16 protein-coding genes are annotated in these 17,539 nt (G+C 41.9%); 6 read left to right on the top strand and 10 right to left on the bottom strand.

The genetic code is table 11. From position 1 onward, the window contains the following. Position 1 precedes the first annotated feature (1 nt). Both ACEN9X_RS06005 and ACEN9X_RS06000 read left to right on the top strand, forming a co-directional pair. A complete protein-coding gene (locus ACEN9X_RS06005) occupies positions 2–1,060 on the top strand; it encodes an ABC transporter permease (protein WP_413669535.1) in 1,059 nt (352 codons plus the stop codon). A 9-nt stretch (positions 1,061–1,069) separates the two neighbouring features. Next, on the top strand, positions 1,070–1,570 hold the full coding sequence (locus ACEN9X_RS06000; RefSeq protein ID WP_413669534.1) for a shikimate kinase: 501 nt from the start codon (positions 1,070–1,072) through the stop codon (positions 1,568–1,570). 124 nt (positions 1,571–1,694) lie between these two features. Here the strand turns inward: ACEN9X_RS06000 and ACEN9X_RS05995 are convergent, their stop codons facing one another. The 4 genes from ACEN9X_RS05995 to creD form a co-directional block, all read right to left on the bottom strand. Then, the gene (locus ACEN9X_RS05995) at positions 1,695–2,207 is read right to left on the bottom strand and encodes a phosphoribosyltransferase family protein (protein WP_413669533.1); all 513 of its coding nucleotides are present in this window, start codon (positions 2,205–2,207) and stop codon (positions 1,695–1,697) included. A gap of 108 nt (positions 2,208–2,315) precedes the next feature. Continuing rightward, positions 2,316–2,711, bottom strand: coding sequence for a hypothetical protein (locus tag ACEN9X_RS05990; protein WP_413669532.1), 396 nt, complete (start codon positions 2,709–2,711; stop codon positions 2,316–2,318). A 192-nt stretch (positions 2,712–2,903) separates the two neighbouring features. Then, complete coding sequence (gene rlmD / locus ACEN9X_RS05985; RefSeq protein WP_413669531.1) at positions 2,904–4,310, bottom strand: 23S rRNA (uracil(1939)-C(5))-methyltransferase RlmD; 1,407 nt, start codon at positions 4,308–4,310, stop codon at positions 2,904–2,906. Between the two features lie 336 nt (positions 4,311–4,646). Continuing rightward, on the bottom strand, positions 4,647–5,981 hold the full coding sequence (creD, locus tag ACEN9X_RS05980; RefSeq protein WP_413669530.1) for a cell envelope integrity protein CreD: 1,335 nt from the start codon (positions 5,979–5,981) through the stop codon (positions 4,647–4,649). Between the two features lie 181 nt (positions 5,982–6,162). Between creD and ACEN9X_RS05975 the strand changes: the two genes are divergently transcribed. Further along, the gene (locus ACEN9X_RS05975; protein WP_413669529.1) at positions 6,163–6,603 is read left to right on the top strand and encodes a hypothetical protein; all 441 of its coding nucleotides are present in this window, start codon (positions 6,163–6,165) and stop codon (positions 6,601–6,603) included. Here ACEN9X_RS05975 and ACEN9X_RS05970 read toward each other — a convergent pair. Genes ACEN9X_RS05970 through kbl form a run of 6 tightly spaced genes read right to left on the bottom strand, consistent with a single transcriptional unit; the run spans position 6,600 to position 10,535 of the window. Further along, positions 6,600–7,181 (bottom strand): TetR/AcrR family transcriptional regulator, encoded by a 582-nt coding sequence (locus tag ACEN9X_RS05970; protein ID WP_091220479.1) that lies wholly within the window; start codon positions 7,179–7,181, stop codon positions 6,600–6,602. The two genes, ACEN9X_RS05975 and ACEN9X_RS05970, sit on opposite strands and share 4 nt — an antisense overlap. After that, complete coding sequence (locus tag ACEN9X_RS05965; RefSeq protein WP_413669528.1) at positions 7,181–7,594, bottom strand: Rieske (2Fe-2S) protein; 414 nt, start codon at positions 7,592–7,594, stop codon at positions 7,181–7,183. Before ACEN9X_RS05965 ends, ACEN9X_RS05970 begins: the two co-directional genes overlap by 1 nt. Next, positions 7,591–8,625, bottom strand: a complete 1,035-nt coding sequence (pheS, locus tag ACEN9X_RS05960; protein ID WP_413669527.1) for a phenylalanine--tRNA ligase subunit alpha — start codon at positions 8,623–8,625, stop codon at positions 7,591–7,593. Before pheS ends, ACEN9X_RS05965 begins: the two co-directional genes overlap by 4 nt. Beyond that, a complete protein-coding gene (locus tag ACEN9X_RS05955; RefSeq protein WP_413669526.1) occupies positions 8,625–9,035 on the bottom strand; it encodes a type II toxin-antitoxin system VapC family toxin in 411 nt (136 codons plus the stop codon). The genes pheS and ACEN9X_RS05955 overlap by 1 nt, the downstream gene beginning before the upstream one ends. After that, positions 9,032–9,304 (bottom strand): DUF6364 family protein, encoded by a 273-nt coding sequence (locus ACEN9X_RS05950; protein ID WP_413669525.1) that lies wholly within the window; start codon positions 9,302–9,304, stop codon positions 9,032–9,034. The genes ACEN9X_RS05955 and ACEN9X_RS05950 overlap by 4 nt, the downstream gene beginning before the upstream one ends. 40 nt (positions 9,305–9,344) lie before the next feature. Then, positions 9,345–10,535 (bottom strand): glycine C-acetyltransferase, encoded by a 1,191-nt coding sequence (kbl, locus tag ACEN9X_RS05945; RefSeq protein WP_413669524.1) that lies wholly within the window; start codon positions 10,533–10,535, stop codon positions 9,345–9,347. Positions 10,536–10,665: 130 nt separating this feature from the next. Between kbl and ACEN9X_RS05940 the strand changes: the two genes are divergently transcribed. From ACEN9X_RS05940 to ACEN9X_RS05930, 3 genes are all read left to right on the top strand, one after another. Further along, complete coding sequence (locus tag ACEN9X_RS05940; RefSeq protein ID WP_413669523.1) at positions 10,666–13,146, top strand: DUF5686 and carboxypeptidase regulatory-like domain-containing protein; 2,481 nt, start codon at positions 10,666–10,668, stop codon at positions 13,144–13,146. Between the two features lie 173 nt (positions 13,147–13,319). After that, the gene (locus ACEN9X_RS05935; RefSeq protein ID WP_413669522.1) at positions 13,320–14,276 is read left to right on the top strand and encodes a rhodanese-related sulfurtransferase; all 957 of its coding nucleotides are present in this window, start codon (positions 13,320–13,322) and stop codon (positions 14,274–14,276) included. A gap of 118 nt (positions 14,277–14,394) precedes the next feature. After that, positions 14,395–17,289, top strand: a complete 2,895-nt coding sequence (locus tag ACEN9X_RS05930) for a triple tyrosine motif-containing protein (protein ID WP_413669521.1) — start codon at positions 14,395–14,397, stop codon at positions 17,287–17,289. Positions 17,290–17,539 lie beyond the last annotated feature (250 nt).

Here is a 17,539-nt window from a genome sequence, read left to right as displayed (position 1 = left end):
AATGATTCCCTACCTGCTCCGAAAATTAGTATACGGACTGGCAGTAATGCTGGGAGTAGTGGTTGTCGTTTTTTTTCTGTTCAATATCCTGCCTGTCGACCCGGCCCGTATGACCCAGGGGCAGCGTGCTGATGTGCAATCATTACAGGCAGTACGTAAAGAGTTCGGGCTGGATAAACCAGTACCTATGCAGTTTGCCTATTATTTGAATGATCTTTCGCCTGTAGGTATTCATCTTAATACGGTTGACGAGCAACAGCGATACGGCTATGTAAAACTGTTCCCGGTGAGCAAAAGTAAGGTGTTGGCGCTGAAATGGCCTTATCTGAGGCGTTCATACCAAACCCGCAAGGATGTGGCTTCATTGCTCATGGAGGTGATCCCTAATACATTAGTGCTTGCCGCGGCAGCTATGATCTTTGCTATCATTATCGGTGTGTTTTTGGGCGTGGCGAGTGCGGTGAATAAAGATACCTGGATTGATAAGCTGGCGCTGAGTTTTTCAACGCTCGGTATTTCGGCCCCGTCTTTTTTTGCGGGGATCATCATTGCCTGGGTTTTTGGTTTTGTGCTCAGTAATTACACGCATCTCAACATGTCGGGCAGTTTGTATAGTTATGATCCTTTTAAAGGCGAAGTGATTACACTGAAAAACCTTGTATTGCCGGTTATTACTTTGGGCTTACGGCCGCTGGCAATTATTGTGCAGCTTACCCGTAATGCTATGCTGGATGTTTTGGGGCAGGACTATATCCGTACAGCCAAAGCAAAAGGTTTGAGCAATCGGACAATCATTTATCGCCATGCGTTAAAGAATGCCATGAACCCGGTTATTACCGCTATAGCCAACTGGTTTGCATCGCTGCTGGCAGGTTCATTTTTTGTGGAATACATTTTTGGTTACAACGGATTAGGCAAAGCTACTGTAGATGCGCTGGAAATGTCGGATTTTCCGGTGGTGATGGGCTCTATATTGTTTATCGCGTTTATATTTGTGGTGATCAGTATCCTGGTGGATGTTATCTATGTTTGGATTGATCCGCGGGTAAAATTAAGCTGAAGAAATTTTATGAAATACTTTATTGTGGGCTTTATGGGCTGTGGCAAAACAACCTGGAGCCGCAAACTGGCCGCCAAATGGGGCTACGAATTTATTGATCTCGATCATGTGCTCGAAGCCAAAGCGGGTATGAGCATAGCCGAATATTTTTCATCTTTTGGCGAAGATGCCTTCCGCAAGCTGGAATCGCAGGTGCTGAAGGAAACTGATTATCCTGAAAATACAGTGGTATCAACAGGCGGAGGACTGCCTTGCTTTTTTGACCATATGGATTGGATGAACGCCAATGGCAAAACCTTGTATATAAAATTATCGCCCAAAACACTTGCCGACCGGCTGGAGAACAGTAAAACTATCCGTCCTGTACTACAAGGTAAAAAAGGTGAAGAGCTTGTTGAGTTTATAACTGGTAAACTGGCCGAGCGTGAAGGCTTTTACTTGCAGGCAAGCAATATTGTTGAGGGGATAGATATGTCGGTTGAGAAATTGGAAGAGGCGTTGGGGGTATAAATAAATAATCTCCACTATGTCATTGCGAGCGCAGCGTGGTAATCGCATGCTATACCGGGCGGATTTGCTTACGTGCGGTTGCCACGTTACGCTCGCAATGACATGAGTTTTATATTTAGCTATTCTACCTCAAATAAACCGCATCCTCTTCGCCGTCTTCTTCATCAAGCACCACATCAACATGCTCTTTAATAACAGTTGAAAGGGCTACTCCTGCAAAATCAGTCGTTATCGGGAAGCTTTTATGGTTACGGTCAACCAACACCGCGGTGCGAAGCTTTTTCAACGGCACATCTAAAAATACCCCAAAGCCATAAGCAAGGGTTTTGCCGCTGTTCAGCACGTCATCAACCAGTACCACTACTTTGTTGCTGCATTCTTCAACTTCAAAATCAATGTTGGCGCTCAGGCTGCTGCTTTGTTTTTCGAGTTCGATGGTAAGTATGCGGCTTTTAAAGGGTGCAATACCGTCAAGAATCGTTTTCAGGCGCTCGGCAATGTGGTTACCGCGAGGCAGGATACCTGCTATTAATATTTCTTCCTCGTCAAAATTATCCTCCAGGATCTGGTAGGCCATCCTGTCGAGTTTTTGCTGGATCTGTTGCTTATTTAATATGAGAAGCTTTTTTTCAGGCATTTTTATCAGCGTTATTTGGTGCTCTTTTTAGAAGAGCATTTATGCGGAATAGTGATAAAACTGCATTAGGTTTATTTCCCGCACGTCTCAAATTTATATAAATAAAACTTACTTAGCGTAAGGGAAAAACACAAAGTTTGCGCCCTCCGGAACGACAACAAAAACGCACATATATTGATATGGGTCTTTATAGCTTTTTACAAAGCGTTCTTTTAACACTGGTTTTATAACGTCACGTTCTACAAATTCTTCCAATGTAGAAGCGTGAATGCTCCATTCCGAATTTAAATCATGGCGGTCAAGGATCAGTTCACCAAGACTTAATTCATGTTGATGTGCTATAAAAATAGGATAGGACGAAAGCCCTTCGTTCATGATCTCTTCAGCTACCTCTTTGATCGATTCATTAAAATATTTCAGGTCGCGCTCCAAACTTATCAGCGGACTATCAGCCGCCGGTTTATTACGTTCGTTTCCTTCGTTAAGCAGTTCTTCAGGGTTCATAACCGTTGATTTTTTTGATTACGATGATTTCGTTGATTTTTTTGTTTTGTGATTTCACCGATTCTTGGATGATTACACCGATTTTGACCGTTGATGTTTTTTGATTATGTTGATTTCGCTGATGAGGCTTCGGCTATGAACTATTAACCATGAACTATAAGCCAACTACAACTAACCTCTTATCTCCAATCCCTAACCTCTCAAAACAAGCAACACCACATTCTCCACGTGCTGGGTATGCGGAAACATATCCACCGGTTGAATCTTTACGGTGTCATATTTTTCTTTTAACACCAGCAAATCGCGGGCCTGGGTGGCGGCGTTGCAGCTTACATAAACAATTTTAGGTGCTTCAATTTCCATGAGGCGGGCTACTACATCCGGGTGCATACCTGCACGCGGCGGATCGGTGATGATCACGTCCGGTTTGCCGTGTTCGGCTACGAAACCGGCTACCAGCACATCTTTCATATCACCGGCGTAAAACTTGGTATTGGTAATGTTATTGATGGCTGAATTTACTTTGGCGTCTTCAATGGCAGTAGGTACGTATTCAACGCCAACTACTTCACGCACATGACCTGCGACAAAGTTAGCAATGGTACCTGCGCCTGTGTAGAGGTCGTACACCAGCTCATCGCCTTTAAATTCGGCAAAATCGCGGGTTATTTCATACAGGCGAAGTGCCTGTACCGAGTTGGTTTGGTAAAATGATTTTGGCCCTATACGGAACTTGATCCCGTTCATTTCTTCGTGGATGTATTCAGGACCTTTAAAGGCTATAACATCCTGGTCAAATATAGTATCGTTCTTTTTATGGTTTACAATGTACAGCAGCGAGGTGATCTTGGGGAAACGGGTATCAATATGGCTCATCAGCTTATCGATCTCGTCTTGCTCAGCATAAGAAAAAACTACAATTACCATGATCTCGCCGGTTGAAGAGGTACGCACAACCAAATTGCGGAGCATGCCGCTGTGATTACGCAGATCATAATAGGTATATCCCTGCTGAATGGTAAAATCTCGGATCTCGTTACGCAAACTGTTGGATGGTTCGGCTTGCAAATAGCAGTGATTTACGTCTAATATCTTATCAAAGCGGCCAGGAATGTGGAAACCCAGGGCATTCATATTCAGCGTGCCGTCTTCCTTGTTTTCGCCATCGTAAAGCCAGCGTTTATTGGAGAAAGTAAACTCAAGTTTATTGCGATAATATCTATCAGCAGGAGAGGGGACGATTGGCATAATGCCGTCAACGTTGATCTTAGCTAAACGACTTAAGGCATCAACAACCGATTTTTGTTTGAATTTAAGCTGGGCCTCGTAGGTCATGTGCTGCCATTTGCAGCCCCCGCAGGTACCGAAGTGTTCGCAAAAAGCAGTTGTACGGTATTCTGAAGCTTGTTTTAATTCGGTGATCTTACCCTCGCCGAAGTTTTTCTTACTCCGGTACACTTGTACATCGGCAATATCACCGGGTACGGCCTTGTCTACAAAAAGAACAAAATCATCTGCTTTGCCTACGCCTTTGCCTTCTTCGGCAATATCAATGATCTGTACGTTCTCAAAAAACTTTGGTTTGTTAGCTTTACTCATCAGGCTGCAAAGTTAACCCTATTTATTTAATCCTGAAAATGGGAAGGGAAAGGCAAAAAAAAGCCGGTCGCCTTTCAAAGGCGTTACGATGTTGAAGCAGGATTTCTAAGCAAATAAACTCAGCAGATAATTAACCATGTTATCGTCAACGGTAATATCTTCTATCTCAAATTGCTCATCAATCAGGTCTGAAAGTTCTGTTAGTTCGCGGCTCATAAAACAAAAAATTTACTATGCTAACATAGTAAATTTTAAACTAAAAACCAAGTTGGTATAAGGTTTAATTTGTAATCAGCAAAGATCGCCGAAACCTTTGCTGATTAACGCCCGTAGTGATTAATTTTTATCCCAGTTTATTTTGCGCGAAAAATACATCAGTATAGCTATAATGATGAATAGCGCGATACTACCAACCATTAAAGCAAGATCTTCCAGTTGAATGATCACAAAGATGAACGCGTAAAACACCGCTAAAATAAAGGCAAACAATACTGCTGCCTTTCCGTTTTTTAGCAGGGACGATATGAATACAGATATGAGTGCTATTGTTGACGCAGATGCGATGAGGTAAGCAAAATTATATCCAACCTGTTCCGAAAACGATAGCAACAGTGTATAGTAAATAACCATAGCAGCACCAATGAGTATGTAATTAAACATATGTATCGGTTGCTTACGGATAACTTCGGTTAAAAATAGGGAGATGAAAGTGAGTAGTATGATAAATATGGCATACTTGCTGGTACGCATGGTTTTCTGGTACTGATCAACAGGGAGGCGAAGCTTCACACCAAAGGTAGCATCCTCAAGTTTCTTATCGTTATCCAACTTTTTTTCTGCGCCCGCCCACTGTTGCGGAAAAGGTCTGTTATAGTACATCATTCGCCAGCTGGCGCTAAAACCACCGGTATCAATTTTACGCTCATCGGGCAGGTGATTGCCATCAAAGCTGGGGCTGCTCCAGTTGCCATTAACCTGCACATCAGTGGTTTTGCCAAGCTGTAAAAAGCTTAGCCCCTCGCTACCTTTTAAATCAAGCGTGTAATCAAAAGGAACTTCATTATTGCTTATTGAGGAAAGGTCAACAGCGGCCTGTAAGCCATTACCAAATACAGAATCAAACGAAGGTTCGGCGCTGAGTGTTGGTTGTGTTGTTTTTATAATAGGGTTACTTTTTAAACCTTTCAGGTCGCTTACGCTAAATTCAAACCGGGCTTTGTTTAAAATAAGCTGGTTGATATTTATACCGAGAGATGAAAGATCGAGTTTGGCAAAGTTGCCGCTTACTTTTACCTGGGTATTATATACAGCTACATCAAAAATGCCACGATGCAGGATCTGTGTTGTAAGACCAGCCTTGATATGCAGGTTATCTGGTAGTATATACAGGTTTTCCGTAGCTTGTTGCCTCGCCGTATCAGTCATATTTATCCCTTTTTTATAAGGGATAACCAATACCGGGCCTTTGATGATCTGACTGCCCGACCAACTGTCTGATACTTCTTTAATAGTTTCGTTTTGCGTGTTGGCCCGCTCATTAATGAGGTCGCGGATAAACGCCGAAGGTATCAACAGCAGTAAGGTGAGTAAGCCGATGAAGATTAATTTAAACGTTGCCGACTCCCTGAGCCAGCCTAATGTTGTTTGTTTTGGTGTTTGTTCCTCTATCATGATTGTTTAGATATAAAGTACTTTGTATTTCAAAGTTATTATTTAAAAAGAAAGGCCTGATTTAAGCCTGTACAAATATAATATAAAGTACTTTGTATTTCAAAGTTTATGTTCTGTTTTTTATTTGCGAATCGCAATGTCAATAATGTTAGGTTATCATTTTTTGATAGTTTTATACCTGATGAAGAAGACAGATGAATATATGCTGAACCGAATTAAATGGAAAGCTGGCAGGCATGGGATTTATAAAAGATCAAACGGATACACATTTTTCTTCGATGAGCTTCCTGAATCAATAAAAGGGCACTTAAAAACGGATCTTAAAGAATATTTAAGGGGCATTCCCGTAATTTTCTTTTCTAAACCATCAAATCAATGGACTTTGCTTTGCACAAAACGTGTTGTCGGTTATTCGGGTGAAAGAGTGTTCTGTATTGATTTTGAGGATATATTTGAGATTGAAACCTATCCGTTTTGGATAACAAAGAAGAGTAAATTAGATTGGGATGAATTGACAATATCAGATAAACAAAGCAACAGGTATGTGTTTCATACCTACGATGGTTATGACCATAATTTGTTGCATAATATTTTATTAATGTGCTGCCAATTAGTTCCCTAAACCGAAACCGCAGCCTTAACCAAATAAGGCAAAATCTCTTTCTGGAAAGAGACAAAATTTTTCCGTACATCCGAGTCGCTTACTGAAGTAAAGGCGAAGCTGAATACAATGCTTTTACTGCACTTGATCAAAAAGCGTAAGCGTTGCTGGTAAGTTTCGTGCTTGCGAATGCCCGGTAACTGGATAAATGATGCCATGAGCAGTTCTTCGAGTTCGTTGGAGAGGTTTTTTAAAAAATCCTGTGAATTGGTTGATTCGCGGATAAAGTCCCAACCGATAAACTCGTTACAAACGGTGTAGGAGAGGCGGCAGGTTTTCATGATGAGGTTGTTGAGGTAAGCCTCTTCATCAATATCGTTTGAATTGACTTGTACCAGGTCATCAACACTGGCTTTGATGTAATCCATCAGCAGCACGTGTAACACGGCCTCTTTGCTGTCGAAGTATTTATAAATAGTTGCCTTGGCAATTTTAGCCTTTTTGGCAATCTCATTAACACTGGTTTTATGGTAACCGAATTTGCGGAAAAGTTCCTGCGCCGCCCGCTTAATACTATCTTTTATTTTATCGGCTTCCATTAATTAGTTACTTGAATTTCAAACTGGGTAACGGCTACCCTATATGATCTTAATGCCTTTGTTGCCGGGGCTTTTACCGGTGTGCCATCTTCAAGGCTAAATTTTGAACCGCTGCAGGGGTCGGTTACTGTAAAGCCCGTATTATCAATTGTTACTGCACATTTTTTTTCGGGCTGATAACTGCTGCACCTGTCATAAGCTGCATAAGTGCCATTCACTTTACGGTAAATGATTAGTCCGGCCACACCATAACCATTAATCGCAACTGCACCGCCCGAAACATTTAATGGGCTCAATGCCGGTGTACCCAATGCTGCCTGGAAATTTACAGGTACACTTGGTACGTTATCAGTTGATTTTCCGCACGAAAAGCAACTGATAACTACCAGTAATATTATTGCGAGTTTCCTCATAACATTTCTGTTTGGAACTGTTTAAGGAAACGTACGTCGTTCTCTGAGAACAGGCGCAGATCGCGGATCACATATTTTAGGTTGGCAATACGTTCCATACCCATACCAAAGGCAAAGCCGGTATATTTTTTACTGTCGATACCGCAGTTTTCCAAAACGTTGGGATCTACCATGCCGCAGCCTAAAATCTCTACCCAACCGCTGTGCTTACACATATTGCAACCGGCACCGCCGCAAATGGTACATGAAATATCCATCTCGGCCGATGGTTCGGTAAACGGGAAGTACGACGGGCGGAAGCGAACCCTGGTGCCTTCGCCATAAAGCTCCTGAACGAAGTGGTAAAGCGTTTGCTTCAGATCGGAGAAAGATACATTCTCATCAACATATAAACCTTCAACCTGGTGGAAAAAGCAATGCGCACGGGCCGAAATAGCCTCATTACGATAAACCCTGCCCGGCATAATAGCGCGGAACGGTGGTTTGCCTGCTTCCATCATCCGAACCTGTACCGATGAGGTGTGGGTACGCAGGGCGATATCATCTTTGCCATTATTCTTTTTAATGAAGAAGGTATCCTGCATATCACGTGCCGGGTGCTCATCCGGGAAGTTCAGGGCCGAGAAGTTATGCCAGTCGTCTTCAATTTCCGGGCCTTCAGCAACAACGAAACCTAAGCGCTTAAAAATATCGATGATCTCGTTACGAACCAATGATAACGGATGGCGTGAGCCAACAGTAAAGCCATCGCCGGGTAAAGTAAGGTCAAGATCATTGCCTTTGCTTTGCGGGCCTGAGCCAATGTTTTCTTTCAGTTCGTTATACTTAGCCTCGGCCAGTTGTTTAAACTCATTAAGTACTTTACCGAAAGTGCGTTTCTCTTCCGGACTAACACTTTTAAACTGCTCAAAAAGGTCTTTAATAATACCCTTAGTGCCTAAAAATTTAATACGGAACGCTTCCAGTTCGTCGGCATTGGCAGGCGAAAAGGCATTGATCTCGGCGGTATATTGGTCTATCTGAGCTTGCATTATAATGTATTTAAAAATTGTTCGGCTGTTAAAACCGGTATTGTTGAGTTTTTATAGTCTTTTATATTTCGGGTGATGATTAGATCTACTCCCGCATTTTTGGCGGCAAAATATTGAACGGCATCTTCAAAATCTTTAAAGTCCGAAGCTATCGCATCATTTATAGTTGTGGCGTCTTCGCCTAACACCCGTAGCTGTTTCGACAGTAATTTTATAGCTTCGATCGCGGTTTCTGCTCCTAAGTGTTTCTTTGTAAAGTAGTGAACATTAATGAGGGTATGTACCGCTGTGCAAAAATTATATCCGCTATCTATGGGTAACGATAGAATTTGTGCAGATGCGCTATAAAAGGTCGGCCTATTTAAAATAACGTCAAGCAAAACATCTGAATCAATAAAGGCCAATTTCATAAGCCGTATTTTTCATCGAGATGCTTATGGTACTCTGCTTTCGCGTCAAAATCAGGAGTCGGCGTTTTTGATAGTGTTAGTTTTTTAACCCAATCTGCTATTTCTATAGTTTTTACGTTTGTCTTAGGCTCTTCAATAGCAGTAACGCTGGTTGTAACCCTTTTTAAATAACGTTCAATTAACTTAGACAGATTGGTATGCGTTTCATCGGCATAAAGCTCTGCCTGTTTTAAAACATCCGGCTCAATATCTAAAATTAACTTTGCCATAACTTTCAATTGTCAAAACACAAAAATACGACAAATTACCTTATTTTAATACTCCCAGCTCCTTACCCACCTTGGTAAATGCTGCAATAGCCTTATCCAGGTGGTGCATATCATGCGCTGCTGAGATCTGTACCCTGATCCTCGCTTTGCCTTGCGGAACAACCGGGTAGTAAAAACCGATCACATAAATACCTTCATCAAGCATTTTCGCAGCAAACTCCTGGGCCAGCTTGGCATCATACAACATCACTGGGACTATAGGATGCACGCCAGGTTTAATGTCAAAACCAGCTTCAGTCATTTTTTTACGGAAATATTGCGTATTGGTTTCCAGTTTATCGCGCAGTTCGGTGGTTTCGCTTAGCATATCCAGCACCGCTATCGATGCCCCTGTAATGGCCGGTGCTAATGTATTAGAGAATAAATATGGACGTGAGCGCTGGCGCAACATATCAATGATCTCCTTACGCCCCGATGTAAAACCACCCGACGCGCCACCTAAAGCTTTGCCCAATGTACCCGTAATGATATCAATCCTGCCCATAACATTATGGTGTTCATGCGTACCACGACCGTTTTTGCCCATAAAACCTGAGCAATGACTCTCATCGATCATTACCAGCGCATTGTATTTATCGGCCAGGTCACAAATTTTTTCCAGTTGAGCAATAGTACCATCCATGCTGAAAGCACCATCGGTTACAATAATGCGGTGACGTAATCCCAGTGTAGCTTTCAGTTTTTCTTCCAGGTCGGCCATGTCATCATGTTTATAGCGGTAACGCTGGGCTTTGCACAGGCGTACACCGTCGATGATCGAGGCATGGTTCAACTCGTCAGAAATAATAGCATCCTGATCATTAAACAATGGTTCAAACACGCCGCCGTTGGCATCAAAAGCCGCTGCGTAAAGGATAGTATCTTCAGTGCCTAAAAATTCGGCTATCTTCTTTTCAAGTTCTTTATGAATATCCTGTGTACCGCAAATAAAGCGTACAGATGATAAGCCATAACCATGGGTATCCATTGCCGCTTTGGCAGCTTCAATCACTTTGGCATTGCCCGATAGGCCCAGGTAGTTATTAGCGCAAAAGTTAATTACTTCGGCACCGCTTTGCACCGTGATATCGGCACCCTGTGGCGAGGTAATGATCCGTTCTTTTTTGTATAACCCTGCGTTTTCAATTTCGGTTAGTTCCTGCTGTAAAACCGGCTTTAGTGTGTTGTACATAGCGTGCGTGTTTTAAAGGGTACAAAATTAAGCATTCGCGGGCATTTGGTTGGGTTTATTAAACCTTAAATAATTATTAAGTGAATAATAAAACATTTTTAGGCCATAACACATTACCCATAAGTAACATATGAGAAAATATATACTACTATTAATCACTGCTTTCAGCGTAATAACAGCCTCTGCACAGCAATCACTTTTAACAGGGAAGATAACCGATAAAAATGGACAGGTTATCCCGTTTGTTTCTGTTTATATCCGCAATTCAACATACGGCACCACCGCCAATGAAAACGGTATTTACCAGCTTAAGCTTAATCCGGGTACTTACAATGTGATTTATCGCTATGTTGGTTATACCGAAAAAATTGAAGAGGTTACGATAGCCGATCATGATCAGGAACACGATGTACAAATGGCCGACGAGGTGTTTGCCACCGGCAGGGTAGCCGAAACTTACCGCAAAAATCGTGATGCTGCTGATACTATCATGAAGCAAGTGTTAAAAAAGCGAAAATACTATATCGAGGAAGCCACGTCATACTCATGCGCAGTTTATATTAAAGGGGTACAAAAGTTATTGAGCGTACCTAAGTCATTGTTGGGGCAGGAGGTAAGGAAAACCCTCGATCTGGATACAAACGGTCGCGGTATCCTCTATCAATCCGAATCACTGTCCGAATACAATTTTCAGAAACCCAATAAGGTTCGGGAAATTACAATTGCCAACCGCATGGCAGGCCAGAATACTGCGTTCGGTTATAAAAAAGCCTCCGATTTGCAGGCCAATTTTTATCAGAATGTATTTATCATCAACGGATTGGCAACAAGAGGCTTCGTATCGCCGGTTGCGTCATATGGTCCCAGGTTTTATAATTACAAATTGCTGGGAACCTCTGTTGAAAACGGGCATACTATCCATAAGATCCACATAACCCCTAAACGCGGTCATGGCCAGTATTTTCAGGGTGATATTTATATTGTTGACGGCGACTGGCGCATTTACAGCATTGACCTATTTGTTGAAAATAAAACAAGCAATCTTAACCTGGTTGATACTTTAAAGATCAGGCAGCAGTATGTTGCCATTACCGATAGTGTATGGATGCCGGCATCAACCCAATACAATTTTAAAGGGGCCGTTTTCGGATTTAAATTTGGCGGTTATTATGCTGCTGTTTATAATAACTATAAAATCAATCCAACTTTTCCGGATGATTTTTTTACCGGCGAGATCTTAAAAATTGACACAGTAGCAAACAGTAAAAAGCCCGATTACTGGTCTAACTCGCGGCCTATACCCTTAACTGCATTTGAAGATCGTGATTACAAAAAAAAGGATGCCTTTGAAGAATACAAAAAGACAGATACCTACCTTGATTCGCTTCAGCATCATAAAAATCATATTAATTATCCGGGTTACCTGATTTTTGGCTATGCGGCCAGCAATAAAAGCGCCAGGGACTCATTATACATCTTCCCGTTTATACAAACCTTTTATTATAATACGGTTGAGGGTTTCGGCATTAACGCCAAAGTGAGTTATATCCGCACCATTGATGATTTTCATTCATTAACAATTACACCAGCCTTACGTTATGGTTTCTCCAACAAGGTCTTCAGCGCCAACATGGGGATCGACTATAAGAATGACCCTTTCCATAATGCTAAGTTTTATGCCGATTTTGGGAGCGATGTGCTCGACCTTAATAATGTCGGTACGCGTTCGTTATATTTCAATACGCTGAGTACCCTTCTTAGCGAGAACAATTACGTTAAATATTACCGTAGCCACTATGGCGATTTTGGTTATCAGCGCGAAATATTGAATGGTGTGTTTTTAAAAGGGGGGCTTTCTTATTCCAGCCGTTCACAATTGTATAATACATCTTTCAGTAAGATAAAGGATATTAAAGATCGCCAGTTTACATCAAATAATCCGTTAGCTCCGCCGGGTACCCCGGCCGATGATCATTCCTTCCTGTTCCCGGATAACCAGGCATTAGTATTTAATGCGACGGCTACTTTTACGTTCGATCAGCGGTACGAAACCAGGCCTACAGGTAAGTTCAATCTGCCATCAAAATATCCAACGTTAACGGTAAACTACCGTAAAGGATTTAAAAACATCATTGGTTCGGATGTAGATTATGATTTTGCCTCTGTCGATCTTTCGCAGGACCATATCCGTGTGGGCCTTTCCGGCTATTCATCATTCAAAGTATCAGGCGGAGGTTTTTTCAATAACAACACCCTGTACTATATGGATTACAATCACTTTTTAGGTAACCAGGGTACCACTTTCGATCCTTCCTATGTGGGTAGCTTCCATTTCCTGCCGTTTTATACCTACAGCACCAACGGTGCATTTTTAGAAGCACATTATCAGCATAACTTTGCAGGTTCGTTATTTAACCGCATCCCGCTGTTAAGAAAATTGAAGCTTGAAGAAATCATCGGCGCCAACTATCTCACCACCAAAAACAACCGCAATTACCGCGAGTTTTACGTAGGTGTGCAGCGCCTCATCTTCCGGGTTGATTATGGTATCTCCTATGCCGGCGATAAAAAATACATCCAGGGCTTCAGGATCTTTTACGGGATAAGATAGTATTTCAGTCTGGAAGTCGGAAAGTCCGCATAAGTCCGAAAGTTTTTGAGTAGCCATTTTAATTGCTGAAATTCTACTTACGGACTTTCTGACTTCAGACTTTCGGACTACGAACAAAGTTCGTATCTTTGCGCCGCTCATTTAACACTGTTTGCAGCAGTATCAATGATTTTATGGAAATGTATAATACCCTACTATACTATTGTTATTCAACAATAGCTAATGCGGAGCAATTTGCTGCCGATCATTTAAAATTTTGTAAAAGCTTAGGTTTAACCGGGCGCATTATTGTAGCCGATGAAGGTCTTAATGGTACTGTTTCAGGATCTGTTGAGGCTTGTAAAACCTATATGGATACCGTACACGCCGACGAACGTTTCGCCAAAACCGAGTTTAAGATCGATGAGGTAGATACACCATCGTTCGTGAAAATGCACGTACGTTATAAATCAGAGATCGTACACTCAGGCTTGCGTGATCCTAACGTTATCGACCCAAAACAAAAAACAGGCAAACACCTGGAGCCGAAAGAGTTTTTGGCGATGAAGGACAGGGATGATGTTGTTGTATTGGATGTTCGCTCAAACTATGAGCATTCTTTAGGCAAATTCAAAAACGCCGTAACCCTTGATATCGATAACTTTCGTGATTTTCCGGCTATGATCAATGAGTTGGCGCAATACAAGGATAAAAAGATCCTTACTTACTGCACCGGTGGTATCAAATGTGAAAAAGCTTCGGCATTGCTTTTGCACGAAGGTTTCCCTGAAGTATACCAGCTGCACGGCGGTATCATTAAATATGGCAAAGAAGCAGGTGGCGAGGATTTTGAAGGCAAATGTTATGTGTTTGATAACCGCCTTTCGGTTGATGTGAACAGCGTTAACCCGGTTGTTATTTCAACCTGCTTAAATTGCGGTAAAACCACGCCTAAAATGATCAATTGTGCCAACCCGGAGTGTAATGAGCATTTTACCCAATGCGACGAATGCGGAACCGCTATGGATGGCTGCTGCAGCGAAGAATGTAAATCTCATCCGCGCAAACGTGTTTATGATGGCACCGGGTATTATGTAAAAGTACCTCAACCAGTAAACGTGAGCAAAAGCAAGTTGCAACTGGCCGATTGAAATTAGCTAAATCCAATAGATGATACGAAGCTTATCCGCAAGGGTAGGCTTTTTTCTTTTATCGGGCTCAAACATTACTTTCGTAACTTGATTACATTAGCATCATTTTATTTTAACCATGCGTAAACCCCTGTTAGTTTTTATTTACCTGCTTTGTTTTTCGGTTTGGCAAACATTTGCGGTTGATATTAAGAGCATAGGGGTTCCGTATGTGCAAAATTATACCAAGGCTCTTTACCAGTTTGGTAATCAAAACTGGTCGGTAACGCGCGATGAGCATGGCATTATGTATTTTGGTAATGCACAGGGCCTGCTTGCTTTTGACGGTAAATACTGGCAGCAGTACCATATGCCTAACGGGTTAATAGTGCGGGCGGTAACTGCCGATGGTAAAGGAAAAATTTATGCAGGCGGTTATGGTGAATTTGGCTACTGGGAAAATGACGACAAAGGTTTTTTAAAATATACATCGCTCGTAAACCTGGTACCTAAAAAGTTTTTGCCCATAAATGAGGAGGTTTGGAAGATCTACTGCGAAAAAGACAGGATCTTGTTCCAGGCTTTCGGCTCCATCTATATTTACTCAAAAGGGAAGATCGAAGTTGTAAAAACGCGACAGCCTTACCTCTTTCTCTTTAAAGCGGGCAACCGCTTTTTTATAGAGCAGCTGTTAAAAGGACTGTTTGAGCTTAAGGGCTCAAAGTTAGAGTATGTAAAGGGCAGCGATATTCTTGGTGGAAGTGGCGTATTGTCTATCCTGCCTTTTCAGCATAATAAATACATTATTGGTACGGCCAAAAGTGGTTTGTTTATTTACGATGGGGAAACTATTAAACCCTGGGCCAATCAATGTAACGACTTTTTAAAAACTTATCAGCTTAATAACGGGGTGGCTATTGCAGGCAGATATCTTGCTTACGGAACCATTCTTAACGGCATTGTAATAGTTGATACCGCGGGTAGGGTAGTACAACACATTAACAAAGCCAGCGGCATGCAAAACAATACGGTATTGAGTTTATATACCGATACAGAGCAAAATCTTTGGGCAGGGCTTGATAATGGCATCGACCGTATTGAGGTTAACTCACCATTGTATTTTTATTTTGATAAAACAGGCAAGTTCGGTACCGTTTACGCCAGTATTATTTTTGATAAGAAGATCTACCTCGGCACTAACCAGGGCTTGTTTTACAGCGATTGGCTACCCGAGAGTAACAAAGGGCCTTTTCAGTCATTTGATTTTAAGCTGATCCCCGGTTCACAGGGGCAGGTGTGGGACCTTTCCCTGCAGGATGGGCGACTGCTGTGCGGCCACAACGATGGTACTTACCAGGTAACCGGTAGCTCAATAACTAAGATCTCGGATATCACGGGCGGCTGGACCATCAAAAAAATAGCTCCGGATATGCTGATCCAGGGTACTTACACGGGCTTGGTCATCTATAAAAAAGATGCGGCGGGGAACTGGCATTTTAACCATAAACTGGCCGATTTCGGCGAACCCTCGCGCTACGTTGAACGAGATAGTAAAGGGCAGATCTGGGTAAGCCATGCTTATAAAGGCATCTATAAGCTTTCCCTCAGCGCCGACCAAAAAAAGGCTGTATCACGTGTTTATTATGATAAAAGTTATGGCCTGCCTGGTAGCTATAATATCAATGTATTTGACCTGGACAACCGCATCGTTTTTTCATCCGATTCGGGATTTTATGTGTATGATGATATTACTGATCGTTTTTACAAATACCAGCAGCTGAATAAAAAGCTGGGTACGTTTGCCACTTCAAGCAAAATCATAAAAGCTATAGGCAAAAAGTATTGGTTCATTAACCAGGGCAGGGTTGCCCTTGCCGATCTTTCGGTGCCGGGGAAATTAACTATCGATACCAATCGCTTCACCATACTAAGCGGGCAAATGGTGCAGCATTATGAAACCATAAACCGCATTAATAACTCAACTTACCTCATTAGTGTTGATGACGGCTTTGTAATACTCAATGATGATGATGCATTGCGCGGTAGTAGTATCAATATCCCCAGCGTACTCATCAGGCGGGTTGAGAATGTGACCGATAAGGTATCATTAATAAGCGAGGATGGTTTTAGCAAAGATGCAATTGAAATACCCTACGCCCAAAACAACATCCGTATAGCTTATTCGTTGCCGTATTTCAGGCAGGCTAAGATCAAATTCCAATATTATCTCGACGGTTATTCGCACCAGTGGAGCGATTGGACATCGCAAAGCCAAAAAGAGTTTACCAACCTCGATCAGGGAACCTACCATTTTAAAGTACGCGCCAAGATCAATGATCAGCAGGTATCGGCCGAAACTGTGTTTACCTTTACCATATTACCTCCATGGTATGCCGGCAAGATAGCCATGGTTTTTTATCTGCTGTTGATCGTACTGTCATATTACATCATCAGGCATTATTATCGCCTTAAACTAAAGCGTCATCAGCAGCACATCCACCAAAAGCTTCAGAAAGAGAAAGAAGAGTTTTTAAAGCAGGAAGCCATTGCTAACGAGCAGCACATCATCAATATAAAAAATGAACAGCTACAGGCTGATCTCGCAAGCAAAAGCCGCGAGCTGGCAAACTCGGCCATGAACATTGTTTATAAAAATGAACTGCTGCAAAAAATAAGCGATGAACTCGGGCACCTTAAAGACAGCAGTGGAAAAAAACTTGCCGACGAGCAATTGCGCCGCATCCAGAAAGTGATTGATGAAGGCATGAGCGATGACCGCGACTGGAATATTTTTGAGAACAGTTTTAACGAAGCGCACGAAAATTTCTTTAAGAAACTCAAAGCGGGTCATCCCGACCTGGTGCCAAATGACCTTAAATTATGCGCCTACCTGCGCATGAACATGAGCAGTAAGGAGATGGCATCGCTGCTTAATATTTCATTGCGTGGTGTCGAAATCCGGCGTTACAGGCTCCGTAAAAAGCTCAATCTGGAGCATGATAAAAACCTTACCGAGTTTCTCATCGAGTTATAACACTACATCATTACCTCTCATGATGCTATTTCTGCACAAGCCCGGCATAGCGGTTTGTGTAGTATGTCATATATACATTTTATGTATATAAATATCTTATTTTCAATATTTTATAAAATAATAAAATAACTTTTGAGAAAGTATTTTTATGATGATGTATTAATGTTGAGTATCAATATTTGTTAAGAAAGCATTATCTGTTCAGCTTTGTAGAATAATAAACCAATTATTTCTAATCCGCTTTTTATTT

It is taken from the genome of Mucilaginibacter sp. Mucisp86 (genome assembly GCF_047324315.1).
Lineage (GTDB): Bacteria > Bacteroidota > Bacteroidia > Sphingobacteriales > Sphingobacteriaceae > Mucilaginibacter.
Note: the sequence above shows the minus strand (reverse complement) of the source record. Positions and strands in the feature narration are given on the sequence as shown.